This is a genomic window from Cobetia sp. L2A1 (assembly GCF_009796845.1).
Taxonomy (GTDB): domain Bacteria; phylum Pseudomonadota; class Gammaproteobacteria; order Pseudomonadales; family Halomonadaceae; genus Cobetia.
Map to the genome: position 1 here is coordinate 1,836,169 of NZ_CP047025.1, position 16,924 is coordinate 1,853,092.

13 protein-coding genes are annotated in these 16,924 nt (G+C 56.8%); 6 read left to right on the forward strand and 7 right to left on the reverse strand.

Annotated elements, in window-relative coordinates:
* From GQR90_RS07995 to gloB, 4 genes are all read right to left on the reverse strand, one after another.
* Entirely contained in the window at nucleotides 1-1,089 is a 1,089-nt protein-coding gene (locus GQR90_RS07995) for a microcin C ABC transporter permease YejB (protein WP_158773637.1), read from the reverse strand.
* A 162-nt stretch (nucleotides 1,090-1,251) separates the two neighbouring features.
* Entirely contained in the window at nucleotides 1,252-3,177 is a 1,926-nt protein-coding gene (locus GQR90_RS08000) for an extracellular solute-binding protein (protein ID WP_233266487.1), read from the reverse strand.
* A 309-nt stretch (nucleotides 3,178-3,486) separates the two neighbouring features.
* The gene (locus GQR90_RS08005; protein WP_158773638.1) at nucleotides 3,487-4,884 is read right to left on the reverse strand and encodes a LysM peptidoglycan-binding domain-containing protein; all 1,398 of its coding nucleotides are present in this window, start codon (nucleotides 4,882-4,884) and stop codon (nucleotides 3,487-3,489) included.
* Nucleotides 4,885-5,110: 226 nt separating this feature from the next.
* A complete protein-coding gene (gene gloB, locus GQR90_RS08010) occupies nucleotides 5,111-5,899 on the reverse strand; it encodes a hydroxyacylglutathione hydrolase (RefSeq protein ID WP_158773639.1) in 789 nt (262 codons plus the stop codon).
* Nucleotides 5,900-6,532: 633 nt separating this feature from the next.
* On the opposite strand from gloB, the gene GQR90_RS08015 reads away from it, so the two are divergent.
* The 4 genes from GQR90_RS08015 (at nucleotide 6,533) to nudC (ending at nucleotide 9,807) form a co-directional block, all read left to right on the forward strand.
* Nucleotides 6,533-7,378 carry a methyltransferase domain-containing protein gene (locus GQR90_RS08015; RefSeq protein ID WP_158773640.1) on the forward strand — a complete coding sequence of 282 codons (846 nt, stop codon included), beginning with the start codon at nucleotides 6,533-6,535 and terminating at the stop codon, nucleotides 7,376-7,378.
* A 260-nt stretch (nucleotides 7,379-7,638) separates the two neighbouring features.
* Nucleotides 7,639-8,127: a ribonuclease HI gene (gene rnhA, locus GQR90_RS08020; protein WP_158773641.1), complete on the forward strand. Its 489-nt coding sequence runs from the start codon at nucleotides 7,639-7,641 to the stop codon at nucleotides 8,125-8,127.
* A 133-nt stretch (nucleotides 8,128-8,260) separates the two neighbouring features.
* A complete protein-coding gene (gene dnaQ / locus GQR90_RS08025) occupies nucleotides 8,261-9,034 on the forward strand; it encodes a DNA polymerase III subunit epsilon (protein WP_158773642.1) in 774 nt (257 codons plus the stop codon).
* Nucleotides 9,034-9,807 (forward strand): NAD(+) diphosphatase, encoded by a 774-nt coding sequence (gene nudC, locus GQR90_RS08030; RefSeq protein ID WP_158773643.1) that lies wholly within the window; start codon nucleotides 9,034-9,036, stop codon nucleotides 9,805-9,807. Before dnaQ ends, nudC begins: the two co-directional genes overlap by 1 nt.
* Before the next feature lie 149 nt (nucleotides 9,808-9,956).
* Here the strand turns inward: nudC and GQR90_RS08035 are convergent, their stop codons facing one another.
* Nucleotides 9,957-10,274: an SCP2 sterol-binding domain-containing protein gene (locus GQR90_RS08035; protein ID WP_158773644.1), complete on the reverse strand. Its 318-nt coding sequence runs from the start codon at nucleotides 10,272-10,274 to the stop codon at nucleotides 9,957-9,959.
* A 308-nt stretch (nucleotides 10,275-10,582) separates the two neighbouring features.
* Here GQR90_RS08035 and sohB point away from each other — a divergent pair, with 308 nt between their 5' ends.
* Nucleotides 10,583-11,677 (forward strand): protease SohB, encoded by a 1,095-nt coding sequence (sohB, locus tag GQR90_RS08040; RefSeq protein ID WP_158773645.1) that lies wholly within the window; start codon nucleotides 10,583-10,585, stop codon nucleotides 11,675-11,677.
* Between the two features lie 264 nt (nucleotides 11,678-11,941).
* Here sohB and GQR90_RS08045 read toward each other — a convergent pair whose 3' ends face one another.
* Nucleotides 11,942-12,256 (reverse strand): ArsR/SmtB family transcription factor, encoded by a 315-nt coding sequence (locus tag GQR90_RS08045; RefSeq protein ID WP_158773646.1) that lies wholly within the window; start codon nucleotides 12,254-12,256, stop codon nucleotides 11,942-11,944.
* A gap of 478 nt (nucleotides 12,257-12,734) precedes the next feature.
* On the opposite strand from GQR90_RS08045, the gene GQR90_RS08050 reads away from it, so the two are divergent.
* Complete coding sequence (locus GQR90_RS08050) at nucleotides 12,735-14,711, forward strand: acetate--CoA ligase (RefSeq protein ID WP_158773647.1); 1,977 nt, start codon at nucleotides 12,735-12,737, stop codon at nucleotides 14,709-14,711.
* A 140-nt stretch (nucleotides 14,712-14,851) separates the two neighbouring features.
* Here the strand turns inward: GQR90_RS08050 and GQR90_RS08055 are convergent, their stop codons facing one another.
* Nucleotides 14,852-16,453 carry a Na+/H+ antiporter NhaC family protein gene (locus GQR90_RS08055; protein WP_158773648.1) on the reverse strand — a complete coding sequence of 534 codons (1,602 nt, stop codon included), beginning with the start codon at nucleotides 16,451-16,453 and terminating at the stop codon, nucleotides 14,852-14,854.
* Nucleotides 16,454-16,924 lie beyond the last annotated feature (471 nt).

Sequence of the window (16,924 nt, forward strand, 5' to 3'; positions counted from 1 at the left end):
TCAGGCCTCCCGTGTCGCGAAGTCGATGCGCGGGTCAATCCACACATACATCAGGTCGGAGATCAGCTTCAGCACCAGACCGATCAAGGTATACAGATACAGCGTGCCGAAGATCAGCGGATAGTCGCGTTGCAGCACGGCCTCGAACCCGAGCAGGCCAAGACCATCAAGAGAGAAGATGACCTCGATCAATAGCGAGCCGGTGAAGAAGATACCCACCAGTGCCGCCGGAAGCCCTGCAATGATGATCAGCATGGCATTGCGGAACACATGGCCGTAGAGGATGCGATTTTCGCTGGCCCCTTTGGCGCGCGCCGTCAGCACGTATTGCTTGTGAATTTCGTCAAGGAAGCTGTTCTTGGTCAGCATCGTCAGGGTCGCGAAGCTGCCAATGGCAGAGGCGGCGACGGGCAAGGCGATGTGATGGAAGTAATCCAGAATCTTGCCGCCGGTGGACAATTCATCAAAGTCCGGCGAGGTCAGGCCTCTGAGCGGGAACCAGTCCAGATAGCTGCCACCGGCAAACACCACGATCAGCAGGATCGCGAACAGGAACCCCGGGATGGCATAGCCGACGATGACTACGCCTGAGGTCCAGATATCAAAGCGCGAACCATGCACCAGCGCCTTGCGGATGCCCAACGGAATCGAGATCAGATAGACCAGCAGCGTCGTCCATAGTCCCAACGAGATGGAGACTGGTAGGCGATCAAGCATCAGGTCGATGACTGGCTTGTCGCGGAAGAAGCTGTCGCCGAAATCGAATTGGGCGTAATCGACCACCATGTCACCGAAGCGTTCCCAGGCGGGCTTGTCGAAGCCGAACTGCTGCTCCAGTTCTGCGATGAGGGCGGGGTCGACGCCCGAGGCGCCTCGATAGGTGGATGCTCCTCCGCCACCGCTGGTGACACCATCGCCGCCGCCACTATTGAGGCGGGTACTTGCTCCCGCACTCAGACCATCCAGACGTGACATCAGCTGCTCGATGGGGCCACCGGGAGCGGCCTGCACAATCAGGAAATTCAATAGCAGGATGCCGAGCAAGGTCGGCACCATCAACAGGACTCGGCGCAGAATATAGGCACCCAAGAGCAATCTCCCTGCGTGCCATCCTTGACCGACATCTCATATGCAGGTCGGGTGGCATCGTGTTTATTGGTTTGACTGATGCGGAGGAGCCACCGTGTGGCTCCGTGCACCGTGGCTACGTGAAGACACGGGGCCTGATTCACCCACTGATGTGACGTGCGATCATTCGCCGGGTTCGAGAGCGGCATCCTTGGTAGGTTCCACCCACCAGCTGTCCAGACTCAGCAAGTACTCCGGGAAGGGCTGCGGGTAGCCGAACTTGTCCCACAGGGCAATGCGCGTGGCGGCGAGATGCCACTGGGGCACGACATGAAAACCCCAGCGCAACACGCGATCAAGCGCGCGGGTGGCTGCGAGCAGATCTTCGCGGGTCTGGGCTTGAATCAGCTTGTCAGTCAATGCGTCGACCACCGGACTCTTGAGGCCGATCAGGTTACGAGAGCCCGCAACGTCGGCATAGTCGCTGGTCCAGTATTCGCGCTGCTCGCTGCCAGGACTGTTGGACTGCGGATAGCTGCCCACCACCACATCGAAGTCGAAGCTGCGGCGACGGTTGATGTACTGATTGACATCGACGGTGCGGATGCGTGCCTTGATACCGATACGCGCCAGGTTTCTCAACCAGGGCTGGATGACGCGTTCGAACTGAGTGTCGTAATTGAGCACCTCGATTGTCAGTGGCTTGCCGGTACTGCGGCTTACCAGCTGCCCCTTGACCACCTGATAGCCCGCGTCACGCAGGAGGCCCAGTGCCTTGCGCAGGCGTGGACGCAGCTCGGTAGGCTCATCGATCGGTAGCGATTGCTCGAAGACCGACGCGGGAAGCTCGTTCTTGAAGGGCGCCAGCAGCTCAAGTTCCTTGCCAGTCGGCACGCCATCAGCCGCCATGTCTGAATTCTCGAAGTAGCTGTGCGTCTGCTCATAGGCACCGTAAAACAGGTTGCGGTTGATCCAGTCGAAATCGAACACCAGGGCCAGCGCCTCACGTACGCGCGGATCCTGAAAGCGAGTGCGCCGCTCATTGAGCACGAAGCCCTGCATGCCGGCAGGATTGCTGTCGGGCACCTCAAGCTTCGTCAGGCGACCTTCATGCAGGGCGGGTGTGTCATAGGCGGTTGCCCAGCTCTTGGCGCTGCTTTCGACATGCAGATCGATGCTGCCGGCCTTGAAGGCTTCCAGTGATACGGTCTGGTCGCGATAGTAGTCGTAGACCAATGTCTGGATATTGTTGCGGCCCTTGTTGACTGGCAGGTCCTTGCCCCAGTAATCCGCCACACGCTCGTAACGCACCTGGCGTCCGGCATCCAGCGAGGCCATGCGATAAGGGCCAGAGCCCAACGGAGTGTCCAGCGTGGCACGCGTGAAGTCGCGATTCTTCCAGTAATGCTCGGGGAGCACCGGCAGCTGGCCGATGATCAGTGGTAATTCACGTGCGGCGTTGGGCGCCATGTCGAACCTGACGGTATCGTCATCGATCACGCTGACGCCGGTCACGTCGTGGTAATAGCTCTTGAAGAAGGGCAGGCCTTCATCCTTGAGCAGTCGATAGGTGAAGACAACGTCTTCGGCCGTGATCGGGACACCGTCATGGAAGCGGGCGCGTGTATCGATATCGAATTCGATGGCACTGCGGTCTTTTGCCAGCCGTATTCCGCTCGCCAACAACCCGTATTCCGTGAAGGGTTCGTCGGCGGATTGCATCATCAGGGTGTCGTAGATCAACCCGCCGAAGTAGTTGACACCGGCCACCGAATTTCCCTTGAGAATGAAGGGATTGGTCGAATCAAAACTGCCGATGGCGGCGCGCGTCATGCGGCCACCGACGGGTGCATCCACATTGACATAGGGAAAGTGATCAAAGCCTGACGGGTGAACGGGTTCGCCATAAATGGCCAGTCCGTGCACGGTAGGCACATTCAGTGGGGCTTGTTGCGGCGCCTGTGCAGACGTCGGTGACAGGGCGGCTGTGGGCTGTGAGGTCTGTGCCTGCGCACTGCCTGTCAGCGTACCCCCCAGCATCAGCAAGCCGATGCACAGGGCTCGCAGCGCACTCGAGGTGCGGCGCGTGACAGGAGAAAAAGGAGGCATCGGCAACTTTCCTTGACTGAATGAACGTGGCCCGTGGGCTATTGATGGCATGGATAAAAGGCGTGACCACAGCATGTGCATGTCGTCTGAAGAGGACTCTGTAAGAATCGACCTCGCCAAGAGTATCGAAGTTCCTCGCCAGCGGCCATGCTCGGGCCGGCGGGCGAATACACGAGGTTGCCATATTCACATTGGGTGACGAGTTTCCAGCAGAGAGTGAGACTAAAACGCCCCCGGCATCGGTGATGACGGAGGCGTTTGATCCATTCTGTTGCTCGGTATGTTCCAACCACTAACGAGTGCGGCCGATCAGTTCGCGCTGTAGAGCGTCAGCATTTGACCCGGACGTAGATAGTCAGCCGAGGACAGCTTGTTCCAATGGGCAATCTGACGAGTGGTGACATTGTGGCGAGCGGCAATGCGTGACAGGGAATCACCGCGCTTTACGCGCACCTTTTGCTGACCATTGGCGCTGGCTAACTGAGTCGCGGTAGTGCCGAGTCTATCCGGTACCATCAGCGCCTGACCGACACGAATCGTATTGCTGGAGATATGATTCTTGGCTTTAAGCTCCGACAGTGACAGGCCGCTGCGCCGCGCGATGACTGACAGCGTGTCGCCGCGCTGTACGCGATAGTCGTTCCAGCTCTGTCGTGCTTCCTCGGGTAACGAGGCAAGCTGGCTCAGGAAGGTGTCGCGTGCCGTGGCAGGAATGACCAGTGAGCTATCCCCTGGACTAGTCGCCCAGCGCTTATAGGCGGGATTGAGTGCACGTAGTTGTGACTCGCTGATACCCGCCAGTTTGGCAGCGGTGGAAAGATCCAGCTGCCCACCGGTATCCACGGCGGCGATTTCGGCCTTGTCTGGAATCTCTGGCAGCGTGATGCCGTACTCATCCGGTGCACGGATGATGGCGGCGAGTGCCAGCAACTTGGGCACATATTCCATTGTTTCATTGGGTAGGCTGATGCCCCAGTAATCATCATCGCCATCGGCCCGCTCGCGAGCACGATTCACGGTGCCGGCTCCCGCGTTATAGGCAGCCAGCGCCAGTTCCCAGTCACCGCCATACCAGCGTTTACCCTGAGATTGGAGATAATCCAGTGCAGCGTCAGTGGCGAGGAGTACATCCTTGCGACCATCGTACCAGCGATTGCGCGTCAGCCCCATCTCGTCACCTGTGGCCGGCATGAATTGCCACATGCCTGTCGCGCCGCCAGGATGAGCAGCGTCAGGGTCGTAGGCGCTCTCGATGAAGGGCAGCAAGGCCAGCTCCGCTGGCAAGCCGCGCGCTTCTGTCCGGCGTGTGACATAACGAATCCAGGGACGTGCCTGCTCAGCGATGCGTTCGACGTGCTTAGGGTGTTCCGTGTACCAGTCGATCCACTTGCGTACGCGCGGGCGTCCGGTGTCCTGCTGTAGTTGGTAGCCTGCGCGAAGCCGCCCCCAGACATCGTCATAGCTTGCGGGAATGGCGTCCAGTGCTTCCATGAAGTTCATTGGCGAAGCTTGCTGAACACTAGACGCCGTAATGTCATTGATTGCCGTCGAATTGGCGCTGGCAGGCAGCGCAATCATAGGCAAGCACATGCTAGCACCGATGGAGGCGAGACGGATGAGTTGGCGCAATCGGTACTGGCCGAGAGATGCATGAGACGGCGTGTCGGCGGTCTTCTGGCCGTCGGTACGGAGGTCTTTCTGCTGCATTGAATGATTACTCTATGGCGAGCCGGTATCGGATGGGCACAATACGGGCTCAGCTAGCCGGACATTCCGGCACAATCAGTGACTGCGGGGGCTGATCGAGATCAAAAGGGCCCTCGACCCGCTGTCACGCGTAACGTCTGTTCCGGTCGCTGCAAATAGCCACATGGCAATTGTTCTTGTGCCAAGTGGCGGCAGTCACGTGGATACAGACGCGCGGGCAGCGGAGCTAGAAGCTGTCCTTCCATTGGCGCAGTGCCGTAAAGGCTGCCAAGGCGGGGTCTTCTTGGTCCGAGGAGGCCGAAAGGCGTCCTTCCTGTATCAGGTGCCGTTGAAGTGTTGGATTGGCACTGTGCAGGAACGGATTGATATGTCGCTCTCGGTTGATGTTTGAGGGCAGTGTGGGGCGTCCAAGCGCACGGATACGCTCGCAGTCTGCGATGACATCATCCAGCAGGCTATTGTCGGGTTCTGCTGCTTGAGCAAAGGCCAGATTGGCCAAGGTGTATTCATGTGCCGGGAAGACAAGGGTATCTTCCGGTAAAGCAGCCAGTCGGCTGAGCGAGTCATGCATCTGTTGCGCCGTACCCTCAAACAGGCGGCCACAGCCACCACTGAAAAGGGTGTCGCCACAGAACAGCAGTCCTGGCATGCCCGAGGTCACAAATGCGATGTGATCCAGCGTGTGCCCGGGCACTTCCATGACCTCGAATAGACGGCCTTGCACACGGCAGGTATCACCCTGCGCAACGTGTTCATCAATGCCTTGAATGGCCGGATTGTGCGGGCCGATGACACGTGGCTGATAACGTTTTATCAGTTCTGGCAGTCCACCCGTGTGGTCTTTGTGGTGATGGGTGATCAAGATGGTGTCCAGGGTCAAGCCTCGTGATTCCAGAATGTCAATCACTGGAGTGGCATCACCCGGATCAACCACTGCAACGGCATTGCTGCCATCGCTTTGAATCAGCCAGATATAGTTGTCCTGAAAAGCCGCTATGGGCGTTACGCTCATCATATTGGTCAGGTGCTCTAGGTCATCTTGTGCGTATTTGTCAGTGTATTGTGGGGTCTTGCATGCCGGTGACAGATCGAGAGCTTCAACTTGTCTGTTGGCAACACGCCATCAGACTGAAGCGATAAAAGGCATGTGGTCATCGGTGAACACCAGAGGTTCACCGTGACGACCTGGATACTGACGAATATGCTTGAATTATTAGCTGCTGATTCTGCTTTCCATCATCTGTTAGCCTTAATGATAGGGCGATGTACTGATGATGGTAGCGCCTCAGCAACGCGGAATATGTTCTGTCATGGTGGTATCGGGACTGACTATCCTGTCGTCTTGCTCTTGCTTGCCTGAGTCAATGCGTCTGTCTGTACCATTGAACCGGGCAGTATCATGACCTTTGAGCGACAGTATCGTTCATTGCAGACAAGGACGTGTTTCGGCCGACAGAGTTGCTACAAAAGAGCCGAGCGAGTGTGCCGAATGAATGTCGTTGAACGTATTTGCACCATTTGACGGCATCAAGCCTGCCGAGCAAGCATGTAAGTGTCAAACCCCTTATGGTGTGAGAATGTAGACAAGTGTCAAAATTTACCTGTGTCAGAGGGAGTTCCTCTCTCTGAAACGTCGGGAGATGGATGGATGTGGAAAGGTCCCTTCTCTGTGGTCAGTACTGGTGAGCAGCTCTCGGCGGAAGAGCGGCAGCGTCAACATGCTCGCTTGCTAGGTGCGCATGTAAGAGCCATGCGTGCCTTCCTTGACGGGCCTGAGGGGCAGGACGTGCTGACAGCTGAGCGCGAGATGCTGACGCCATTGTTTGAGCGCTGCTTCGGCTTCCATAGTCTGTGTCTTGGCCCGGGAGGCAATGATCTATTGTCACAGTCCACGATTCGCCATGCGATTCGGTGGGCACCCAGTCCGGAGCTTGCCGAATCGCCGTCGACATTGATCTGCCCACTGACACAACTTGCGCTACCGGATGAGAGCATGGATCTGGTCATGATCCACCATCTGCTGGAAGTGGCACCTGAACCTCACCGCTTGCTGCGTGAAGCCGCACGCGTGCTTCGTACCAGTGGCAGTCTGATTATCGTTGCCTGGCAACCGCTGTCGGGTGAGGGGCTTTTGCGCCTTGATCCTCGGCGTCGTCATATCGCGCCATGGGAAGGTTGCTGGCGGACCCCTGCTGCCTTGCGTGATTGGTTGGCATTCGTGGATTTTGACATTGAGCGTATCGACTACGCCGGTTTCCACCTGCCGGGACTGAGGTTGCGTCATGGTTGGCTGGAAAGCCTGGGGCGTCGTTACAACCTGCCGCTAGGCAGCCTTATGCTGATTCGGGCACGGCGCAATGTCGGCCACGTGCAGCCAATCAATGCCAAGCGTCCTCGCGTTGCCATTCGGGGTGTCGCCATTAGCCAGGCAACCCGTATGTACTCTCGTGAAGTGCATGCACTTCATCGTGAGTCGGACAAGGACAAGTGCTGATACATCATCGAGCTCAGTGTCCAATATCATGGAAGTAGCAACGGGTAGAGCTAGCAACGGGTAGAGCTAGCAACGGGTAGAGCTAGCAACGGATAAAGGGCATGACGCTGTAAAAAAACACAGTGGCTTTTGCCGCCGTCCGGCACGAATGGTTAGAATGACGCTAATTGCTGTGCGTTGTTGTCTGTGATGAGAGTGTTGAAGTGCTGACAGACAAGCCTTGATCGCACGCGTTTCCTTCATTCTTTGAGAGTGTTCCCGTGAGTCAAAGTCCTTCCACGCCAGATTCAGCCACTGACACTTCATCTGCCAAGGTTGTGATTCATACCGATGGTGCCTGTCGGGGTAATCCAGGGCCGGGTGGCTGGGGCGCGATCCTCGTCAGTGGCAAACATCGTAAAGAGCTCAATGGTAGCGAGCGCGAAACCACCAATAATCGCATGGAAATGACAGCCGCAATCGAAGCACTGAAGGCGTTGACCAAGCGCTGTGATGTGGTGCTTTGGACAGATTCCGAATACGTCAAGAACGGCATTACCAAGTGGGTCCACGGCTGGGTCAAGCGTGGCTGGAAGACGGCCGCCAAGCGGCCGGTCAAGAATGAAGAACTCTGGAAAGCGCTATTGGTTCAAAGCGAGCGTCACGACATCGAGTGGCGCTGGGTGAAGGGGCATAGCGGTGATGAGGGGAATGAGCGCGCCGATAGTCTGGCCAATGAAGCGATCGACGAGATGCAGCGGCGTGGTTAAGGCGTTTCGTCAGACGTTTCATTCCAGAAGCGCAGCACCGGATATGTCATGTTCTGATCCGGTTTTTGTATCATGAGGCTCACGCCTGACGGCAGCGACGTGAGTCGCGCCACTGTCCACCAAGAGGTCTGAGATGCGTCAGATTATTCTCGATACCGAAACGACAGGTATCGATCCGAAGGAAGGCCATCGCCTGATCGAAATCGGTGCGGTGGAGATGGTCAATCGCCGCCTGACCGGCCGCACCTATCACCAATATGTCAATCCCGAGCGTCTGATCGATGAAGAGGCGATTGGTGTGCACGGCATCACGGATGAGCGTGTTGCCAACGAGCCGGTATTTGCCGAAGTGGCTGACGCCTTCTGGGAGTTCATCAAAGGCGCTCAGCTGGTCATCCATAATGCGCCATTCGACGTGGGCTTCATTGATAACGAATTCAGGCTGATCAATTCGAGGCGCAACAATCCACTCGGACCGGTGGCCGATCACTGCGCCATTCTCGATACGCTCAAGCTCGCCCGTACCAAGCACCCCGGTCAGCGTAATAACCTGGATGCGCTGTGCAAGCGCTACGACATCGACAACGGTCATCGTGTCTTACACGGGGCCTTGCTGGATGCCGAGATCTTAGGTGATGTCTACCTGGCGATGACGGGTGGTCAGACTGCACTGGGGTTGGATGTGCTCGATGAAGGTGATGGCGAGGAAGGTGGGGTCGTGGGGGTACGTCGCCTGCGAGCCAACCGTCCTCGTCTGGTGACACCAGGGCTTTCTGCACTGGAGCTTGAGCGTCACAATGCCTGGTGTGAAGAGATACGTGCCAAGGCAGACTGCGCGTTTGATCATGTCACCATCGCAGCGTTGGGCAGCCTTGATTCTCAGGGCAATCCGGCAGGGGATGCCTGATGCTGGTGCGTGATCTATCGCGGATGGCTAGCCGCCACGGATATCTGATTCGTATTGGTCGCGAAGGCGTCGCGCCAGCCACTGATGGTGGCATCATTCAACCGCAGTGCGATTGGCCATCGGGTGCGATAGGCATTGGTGAGTGGCAGGGGGCACCGATTGCCGTGCTCGGCGAGAATGGCTCACCAGAGTGGCCAGGTGCACGTCAATGGCTTCACAGTTTGCCGCGTGAGCAGTTTCCATTGCTGTCGAGTGCGCTGCAGGTACTCAAGTGGATGCGTGACCATCGTTTCTGCGGTCGCTGTGGCAAGCGCATGAAGCGTCTTGAGCACGAGTTTGCCATGCACTGCACTGGTTGCCAGCACCGTAGCTATCCTCGTATCTCGCCATGCATCATCACGCTGATTACCCGAGGACGCGAACTGCTGCTGGCGCGTAGTCCGCGTTTCGGTCCTGGCATGTACTCGACGCTTGCAGGTTTTATCGAAGCTGGTGAGAACGCGGAAGAAGCAGTACGGCGCGAAGTGTTCGAGGAAGTGGGGGTTGACGTCGGGCGGGTGAGCTACTTTCAAAGCCAGTCATGGCCCTTCCCGCATTCCTTCATGCTGGGCTACTACGCTGAATATGCCGGTGGCGATATTGCCATTGATGGTGTCGAGATCGAAGATGCCCAGTGGTTTACCCCAGAGGATCTCCCGGGGTTACCACCGAAATTCTCCATCTCTCATGCGCTGATTGATAACTTCTTGCGCTCCGTCGCCAGCGGTCGCTGAGAGTTGCCTGGCTTGGTCACCAAGTGTTCGCGCCGTGCCGCATGTGATCAGTGAAGTGAAAGTGACTGACAGTCGCCCAACAAAAAGCCCCTGCCAGTTGGCAGGGGCTTTTTGTTGGGCTGCCCACATCGGGCTTCGCCGGGCGACTGTCAGTTGTTCGGGAACAGTGAGGTCAGCTTGGTCGCCAGCATGATGTTACCTGTCGCCTTCAGGCGGCCGGTCATGAAAGCCTGCATGCCGTCAACTTCGCCTTTCATCACGCCCTTGAGCGTTTCACTGTCAGTGCTGAGGGTGACAGAAGGGTCGTCGTGCTCACCTTCGGCAACATCCAGCGTGCCGTCCTTGATGATCATATGGTAATCATCGCTATCAGTAATGTTGAATTGGAAGACTTCATCCATACCCTTTGCGGCTTCCGGATTGAAGCGGTTTTTAAGCATATCAATGACAGCATTGGCGGTAGCCATGAGGGTATTCCTTCTTGAGACGAGTGGTGATGAGAGCCGACGAAACATGAAAGCGATTCTCGAGGATGTCTACCAGACTATTTCAAACGATCGTTCCAATCAAGTCGGCGCTGCGATCTCGTCAATTCCATATGCGGGACGTATCTTCTGCGGATGAAACGCAGGCAGTGTCAGTCTTTTATACTTGCAGGCAGGCGGCGTTGCCCCCATGTCTGTCGGATCCCTATCCACCGGCTACGTTGCCGGTGAATCTGTTATCTGCCCGAGCAAAGGCTCGGCAATCATCTTGTCCGCTCAGGAGTAAGTGCATGCAATGGATTTCGGCCTACGGCCTCTTTCTGGCAGAGGCGATCACTGTCGTGGTCGCTATCGGTGTCATCGTTCTCCTCATTGCACGTGCGCGTCATGGTGATGGCGGTGAGCGAGAAGCCAAGCTGAAGATTCGGCCTTGGCATGAACGCATGAAAGGTTATCAACGTGAGCTTAGTCAAGCAGGCCTCGAAGACGCCGAATATGTCGCCAATGAAAAGGCACGTGCCAAGCAGCACAAGCAAGAAGCCAAGCTACTCAAGAAGACGCTGAAGGCGAAGGCCAAGAGTGATGGTAAATCATCTGTCGACACTACTGCTCGCACCAGCGGGCGCCGTGCATTCGTGCTGGATTTTGTGGGTGACATCAAAGCGACCGGTGTTGAAAGTCTGGCGGAGCAAATTACCGCGCTTGAGGGTGTGCTGGGTGAAAAAGATGAAGTGATACTGAGACTCGAGTCTGGCGGTGGCCTCGTCCATGCCTATGGCCTGGCAGCTGCCCAGCTTGATCGTTTACGTGCCAGTGGTGCACGCCTGACGATTACTGTCGACAAGGTAGCAGCCAGTGGTGGCTATATGATGGCCTGCGCGGCAGATCATGTGGTGGCAGCACCGTTTGCGGTGATTGGTTCCATCGGTGTGGTCGCTCAGGTGCCTAACGTTCATCGTCTGCTCAAGAAGCACGATGTGGATGTCGAGATTCTGACGGCAGGACGTTACAAGCGGACGTTGACCATGCTGGGGGAGAATAGTGAAGAAGGACGCGAGAAATTCCTGTCCGATCTGGCGCGCACTCATGAACTGTTCAAGCAGCACGTTGGCAGCCGTCGGCCGCAGCTGGATGTCGAGGCCGTATCTCAAGGTGATATCTGGTATGGAAGTGAAGCCATCGAGATCGGGTTGATCGATGAGGTAGGTACTAGCCAGACACTGTTGGCCCGCTATCTGAAAGAAGACGTCAAGGTATTCGAGGTCAGCCTGGAGAAGCCGCGTCGAGTGATGGATCGCTTTGGCAAGGGTGTCACACTGAGCCTGGACCGAGTGCTTGATCGTGTGCTGGAACGTAATGCCGAATCCCGCTGGCACCAGCAGTAAGTCAGGAGTTATCGGCGTGAAGAATCAAGTCGGGAGGGGTACGGCGCTTTGGCGTATTCACTGCCAATAGAAGGCCATTCCGTGGCCCGCCTATGTCAGATCGAGTGCGCGAGAGAGGGGTAGTGCTTTTGATGATGAAGTACTATTCACTCTATATTTTCCAGGCGTTGCATTCGCCTGATGCGCCAATAGAGCCGATATGTTGCTCGTGCCTACGCTAGTTGCCTTGTCAAAAGGGTGTCAGTCTTCGACTGGCGCCCTTTTTTAGCGATAGAGTTCCTGTAAAGCGCGAATGACGCCGGCGGCATGCGGGCCTTGCAGTGAATAGTAGATGGTCTGGGACGAGCGTCGGGTCCGCACCATGCCTTCGCGACGCAAGATTGCCAGGTGTTGGGAAAGTGCTGACTGAGATAGCTCAAGACGAGCGTTCAGTTCGCTGACGGACATTTCACTATCACTGAGAAGGCACAAGATGCGCAGTCGGTTCTCATTGCCCATTGCCTTGAGCAGAGCCGTGGCTTCTTCGATGATTCGATCACCAGACTGGTGCAGCGTGATGACATTGCTGGGCGCAGGCATGGGGCTCGTCCTCGCGGTTGATAATTTGGTATTCATGCATAGTCTCCTGAATGTTCAATTCTGGGTAGCGTGTGGCGTTGTCCAGCCGGTTATGACCTATCCTTGATTAGTGAATGATCAATAACTCCGCGTGTTACGTCCAAGGGCATCTTAAACGGTAAATCATCGAGGGTGGAGACTTGATGCTTTGACATTTCGACAAGTCTGCTCTGAGCAGGCATTCAAGCGTATGTTTCAGTTTCTTCTCTGAGCGCTTCAGCACCAGAGAAGTGGCTTGGCCAGTGGAGTTGCACCTCAACAAGGCAATTATGTTCTAAGGTAGATCAAGGTATGACGACATCTACGTAGAGCGTCAGTCTGTGGACGCTATGCGGAGCATTTATTGTCTGACAGGACTGTTTTGCTCACGCCAGAGGTGATCAACGGAAGTGTAATACAACAACAATAACCGCTACCCCAGCCATGGAAGAGGTGATACATGCTCGAGGACACCCTGCTTGCAGCACGAGAACGCTACATGGCGTTGGTCACCAGTGCCAATGAGGCACCAGAGAACTTCTGGGCGACGCAAGCCCGACGCATTCATTGGTTTCGAGACCCAAAGACCATTCTCGCCTGGGATGCTCAGCAACATGCGCGCTGGTATATCGATGGTGAGATGAACATCTGTCATGCAGCGCTGGACCATCATGTTGCCGAGGGGCGTGGTGATCAGGTCGCGCTGTATTGGGATTCGCCGGTAACCGAGAACAAACGCCAATATTCCTATCGTGAATTGCGTGACGAGGTAGCACGACTGGCAGGCGCCCTGCGTAATCTTGGTGTCGAGAAGGGCGATCGCGTCATCATCTATATGCCAATGGTGCCCGAAGCCATGATGGCGATGTTGGCCTGCGCGCGGCTGGGTGCCGTGCACTCGGTCGTCTTTGGCGGCTTTTCTCCCAAGGAGCTCGCCGTTCGTATTGATGATGCCGCGCCCAAGGTCATCATGGCAGCCTCCTGCGGCGTCGAGGTAGATCGCGTCATTCCTTACAAGCCATGGTTGGATGAAGCGATCGAGCTTGCCAAGCATACGCCAGAAGCCTGTCTGATTCTTCAGCGCGAGCAGCAGCTAGCGACGCTGGGTCCGCGGGATCATGACTGGCAGGAGTGTCTAGATGATGCCCATGCGACGGAAGCTGTCAGCATGCTAGGTAGTGAGCCGCTTTATATTCTTTATACCTCTGGTACGACTGGCAAGCCCAAGGGCGTCGTGCGTGATCACGCTGGCTATGCCGTGGCTCTTCATTATTCTATGGAGATTTTATACGGTGTCCGTCCGGGTGACATCTTCATGGCGGCATCTGATATCGGCTGGGTGGTCGGGCATTCCTATATCGTTTACGGCCCGTTGCTGATCGGCGCGACGGCTGTCATGTACGAAGGCAAGCCGGTCAAGACACCTGATGCGGGAGCCTTCTGGCGGTTGATCGAGGAATATCGCATCAACTGTTTCTTCAGTGCGCCGACGGCATTTCGTGCGATCAAGAAGGAAGACCCGGAGGCATCGCTGCGCAATGGTCGCGACATTTCCAGTCTACGCAGTCTATTTCTGGCCGGTGAGCGGCTGGACCCGCCGACCTATCACTGGCTGAACGATCTATTGCCGGTCCCTATCGTGGACCACTGGTGGCAGACCGAGACCGGCTGGCCAGTTGCAGGGAATTTGCTGGGGCTCGATATGCTTGATGATGCGCAGGCATTACCGCATGCCCCCGTCCCCGCACGTGCAGGCAGCGCTACCTGGCCGCTACCCGGATTCAATGTCCAGATATTGGATGGCATGGGCGATGAAGTCGCGCCAGGGGAGCAGGGCAATGTGGTGATTCGGCAGCCGCTGCCACCAGGGTGCCTGACGGGACTCTATCAGGATCCTGGTCGTTTTCAGTCGGCCTATCTCGCGGCGTACCCCGGTTATTATCTGACGGGGGACGGTGGCTACTTTGACGAGGACGGCTATCTGTTCGTCATGGGACGCATCGATGATGTGATCAATGTAGCGGGGCACCGTCTTTCGACGGGCGAAATGGAGCAGGTGTTGGGCGCGCATCCAGCGGTTGCCGAGTGTGCCGTAATTGGTATTGAAGATTCATTGAAAGGTGAGATGCCGCTGGGGCTCGTGATCGTCAAGGATGATTGGGTTGGCGATGAGCAGATGTTACGTCAGGAACTATGTGAGGGAGTCCGCGTCAGTATTGGCGCCATCGCATCACTCAGGGATGTGTTGATCGTGGAGCGCTTGCCCAAGACCCGCTCGGGCAAGATTCTACGCAAGATGATCCGTCAGATCGCCGCGGGTGAGCAGTATCAGGTGCCTTCGACCATTGATGACCCCTCAAGTCTTGAAGACGTAAGAGAGGCACTCAGTGAGGCAGGTGTTGGACGCGCCGAACACGCCCGCTGCACGCTGGAGTAGCGGGCTCTCGTCCGATGACAATAGTGAAATGTCATCTACAGGAAAAGCCCGTACGCAAAAGCCCCGCCATGAGGTATGGCGGGGCTTTTTATCGTCTATTGCGAGGCGATATCCGAAGCAATCAGCAAGCAGCGCTAGAATCAGACGCGAGCAACCACAGGATTGGCGCGTTCACGACGAGCAAGCCAGGCGATACTGACAACCAGTAGACCGGCAAGACTCAACCAGCCGAACAGCGTGCTGTCCGTCAGGCCCATGACCAGATAGGCCAGCAGCGATATGGCCGCACCTAACAGCGCATAGGGCAGCTGTGTCATCACGTGATCGATGTGGTGACAGCTGGCGCCAGTGGACGACAGGATGGTGGTATCGGAAATCGGTGAGCAGTGATCGCCGAAGACGGAGCCCGCGAGTACCGCGCCCATCATCGGGAGCATCATGCTGATCTCGGTGGCGGCCGCCATATCTCCCGCGATCGGCAACATGATGCCGAATGTGCCCCAACTCGTGCCGGTCGCGAAGGCCATCAATCCGGAGAGTACGAACAGCAACATCGGCAGCCAGGTCGGGGAGACTACGCCATTGACCAGGGTTGCCAGATATTGACCAGTCCCGAGCGAGCCGATGATGCCAGTCAACAGCCACGCGAAGACCAGAATATAGACGGCAGGCATCATTGAGCGTGCGCCTTGAACGATGGCACCGACACTTCGACTCGTCCCCATGCGATGACGCAGCAGCATCAATACGGCCGCCAGCAAGCCTATCGCGCCGCCGATGATCAGTGATTTGGCCACATCCGTCAGCTCAAAAGCACGAATGATATCGAAGGCTTCGCCGTCAGCCGCAAGCGCGCTGGCACCGGTCTGTACGATCATGAAGAAGGTCGCGATGACCAACACGACAATGGGGATCAATAGATCAATTGGCCGGCCGCGCTCGGATTCTTCCACGTAGGTGTTGCCCGGCGGATTGCCACGCGAGGCATCGAACAGTTCGCCATCACGTGCCGCGATGGCATGACGACGCATGGCGCCGAAATTGATGTCGAACCACGCCGAGGCAATTACCAGTACCAGAGCGGCGATAGCGTAGTAGTTGAGCGTAGACAGCTCAAGGAAAGCACCAAAAGGGCTGATATCCGTGATGTGGTGCGTGGCCAGAATCCCGGCGATCAGGCTGATGATATAGGCCCCCCAGCTGGAGATCGGCGTCAGTACGCAGACGGGTGCGGCAGTCGAATCAATCAGGTAGGCCAGACGCGCACGCGAGAGCCCCTGGCGATCGGTCAGCGGACGGCAGATATTGCCTACGGCTAGACTATTGAAGTAATCATCGATGAAGATGAAGACGCCCAGCATGACCGTCATCAACTGTGAGCCACGACGCGTGGTTACCCGTGCGCGCGCCCAGTTACCAAAGGCGCGTGTGCCGCCTGCCAGAGTGATCACGCCAACCATGGCCCCGAGTGCCAGCAGGAAGAGCAGGATATAGACGTTCCAGCTATTGAGCGTCACGTCACTGAGATGACCGCTCTCGGGTAGCTCAACGAAGACTGCCACCAACTGCTGCCAGAGGTATTTGAGCGTTGCGAGCGGCGCAAAGCCATTCAGCAGAAGCGCGCCGGAAACAATGCCCAGTCCGAGGGAGAGCATGACACGGCGTGTCAGTATTGCGAGGCCGATGGCTATGATCGGGGCGAGCAGCGAAAGCGGGGACGCCGCGTAGCTGGTCAGTTCCATGTATCACCTGTTTTCAAAGGCAGACGCCGGGACAATGCGTACTACCGAGTGCCATATTGGCTGTTATGGTGCGTGGGCGTCAGGGAGGTGCACCGCCTGATCGCAGCGCGCCCCAAAAGACCGCCAGTGCCGAAAGGCACGCGGAAAACATTCGGACGCGTACGACACGTCTTGCCACTTCAAACCTGCTGAAGCAGGTAGACCGGAAAGGTGGCGCATTATGCCCGAGCCGGCGAAACAGCGAAACATTGGTCCTTTAATCTAAAGTCTATGATCCAGTGAATAGGACCGTCATTTACGCTGTTATCCCTTAAATTCCTGTCATGAAATGCATACAGGCAGTGCGCTCTTCTTGCTTATCCACGTTGAATATGAAGAATGGCGCACACCAAAGCATGTCGAGCAGCTTTCCCATTGGAGAGGCTGCTCGCTGTCAGCAGGGGCCGAGGCCTGCCTTGATGCCACTGCTGA

Coding starts and splice junctions, on each gene's coding strand:
- GQR90_RS08000 (WP_233266487.1), bottom strand. CDS start 3,177: ATGCCTCCTTTTTCTCCTGTCACGCGCCGCACCTCGAGTGCGCTGCGA.
- dnaQ (WP_158773642.1), top strand. CDS start 8,261: ATGCGTCAGATTATTCTCGATACCGAAACGACAGGTATCGATCCGAAG.
- GQR90_RS08050 (WP_158773647.1), top strand. CDS start 12,735: ATGCTCGAGGACACCCTGCTTGCAGCACGAGAACGCTACATGGCGTTG.
- GQR90_RS08055 (WP_158773648.1), bottom strand. CDS start 16,453: ATGGAACTGACCAGCTACGCGGCGTCCCCGCTTTCGCTGCTCGCCCCG.
- GQR90_RS08015 (WP_158773640.1), top strand. CDS start 6,533: ATGTGGAAAGGTCCCTTCTCTGTGGTCAGTACTGGTGAGCAGCTCTCG.
- gloB (WP_158773639.1), bottom strand. CDS start 5,899: ATGATGAGCGTAACGCCCATAGCGGCTTTTCAGGACAACTATATCTGG.
- GQR90_RS08005 (WP_158773638.1), bottom strand. CDS start 4,884: ATGCAGCAGAAAGACCTCCGTACCGACGGCCAGAAGACCGCCGACACG.
- nudC (WP_158773643.1), top strand. CDS start 9,034: ATGCTGGTGCGTGATCTATCGCGGATGGCTAGCCGCCACGGATATCTG.
- GQR90_RS08035 (WP_158773644.1), bottom strand. CDS start 10,274: ATGGCTACCGCCAATGCTGTCATTGATATGCTTAAAAACCGCTTCAAT.
- GQR90_RS08045 (WP_158773646.1), bottom strand. CDS start 12,256: ATGCCTGCGCCCAGCAATGTCATCACGCTGCACCAGTCTGGTGATCGA.
- sohB (WP_158773645.1), top strand. CDS start 10,583: ATGCAATGGATTTCGGCCTACGGCCTCTTTCTGGCAGAGGCGATCACT.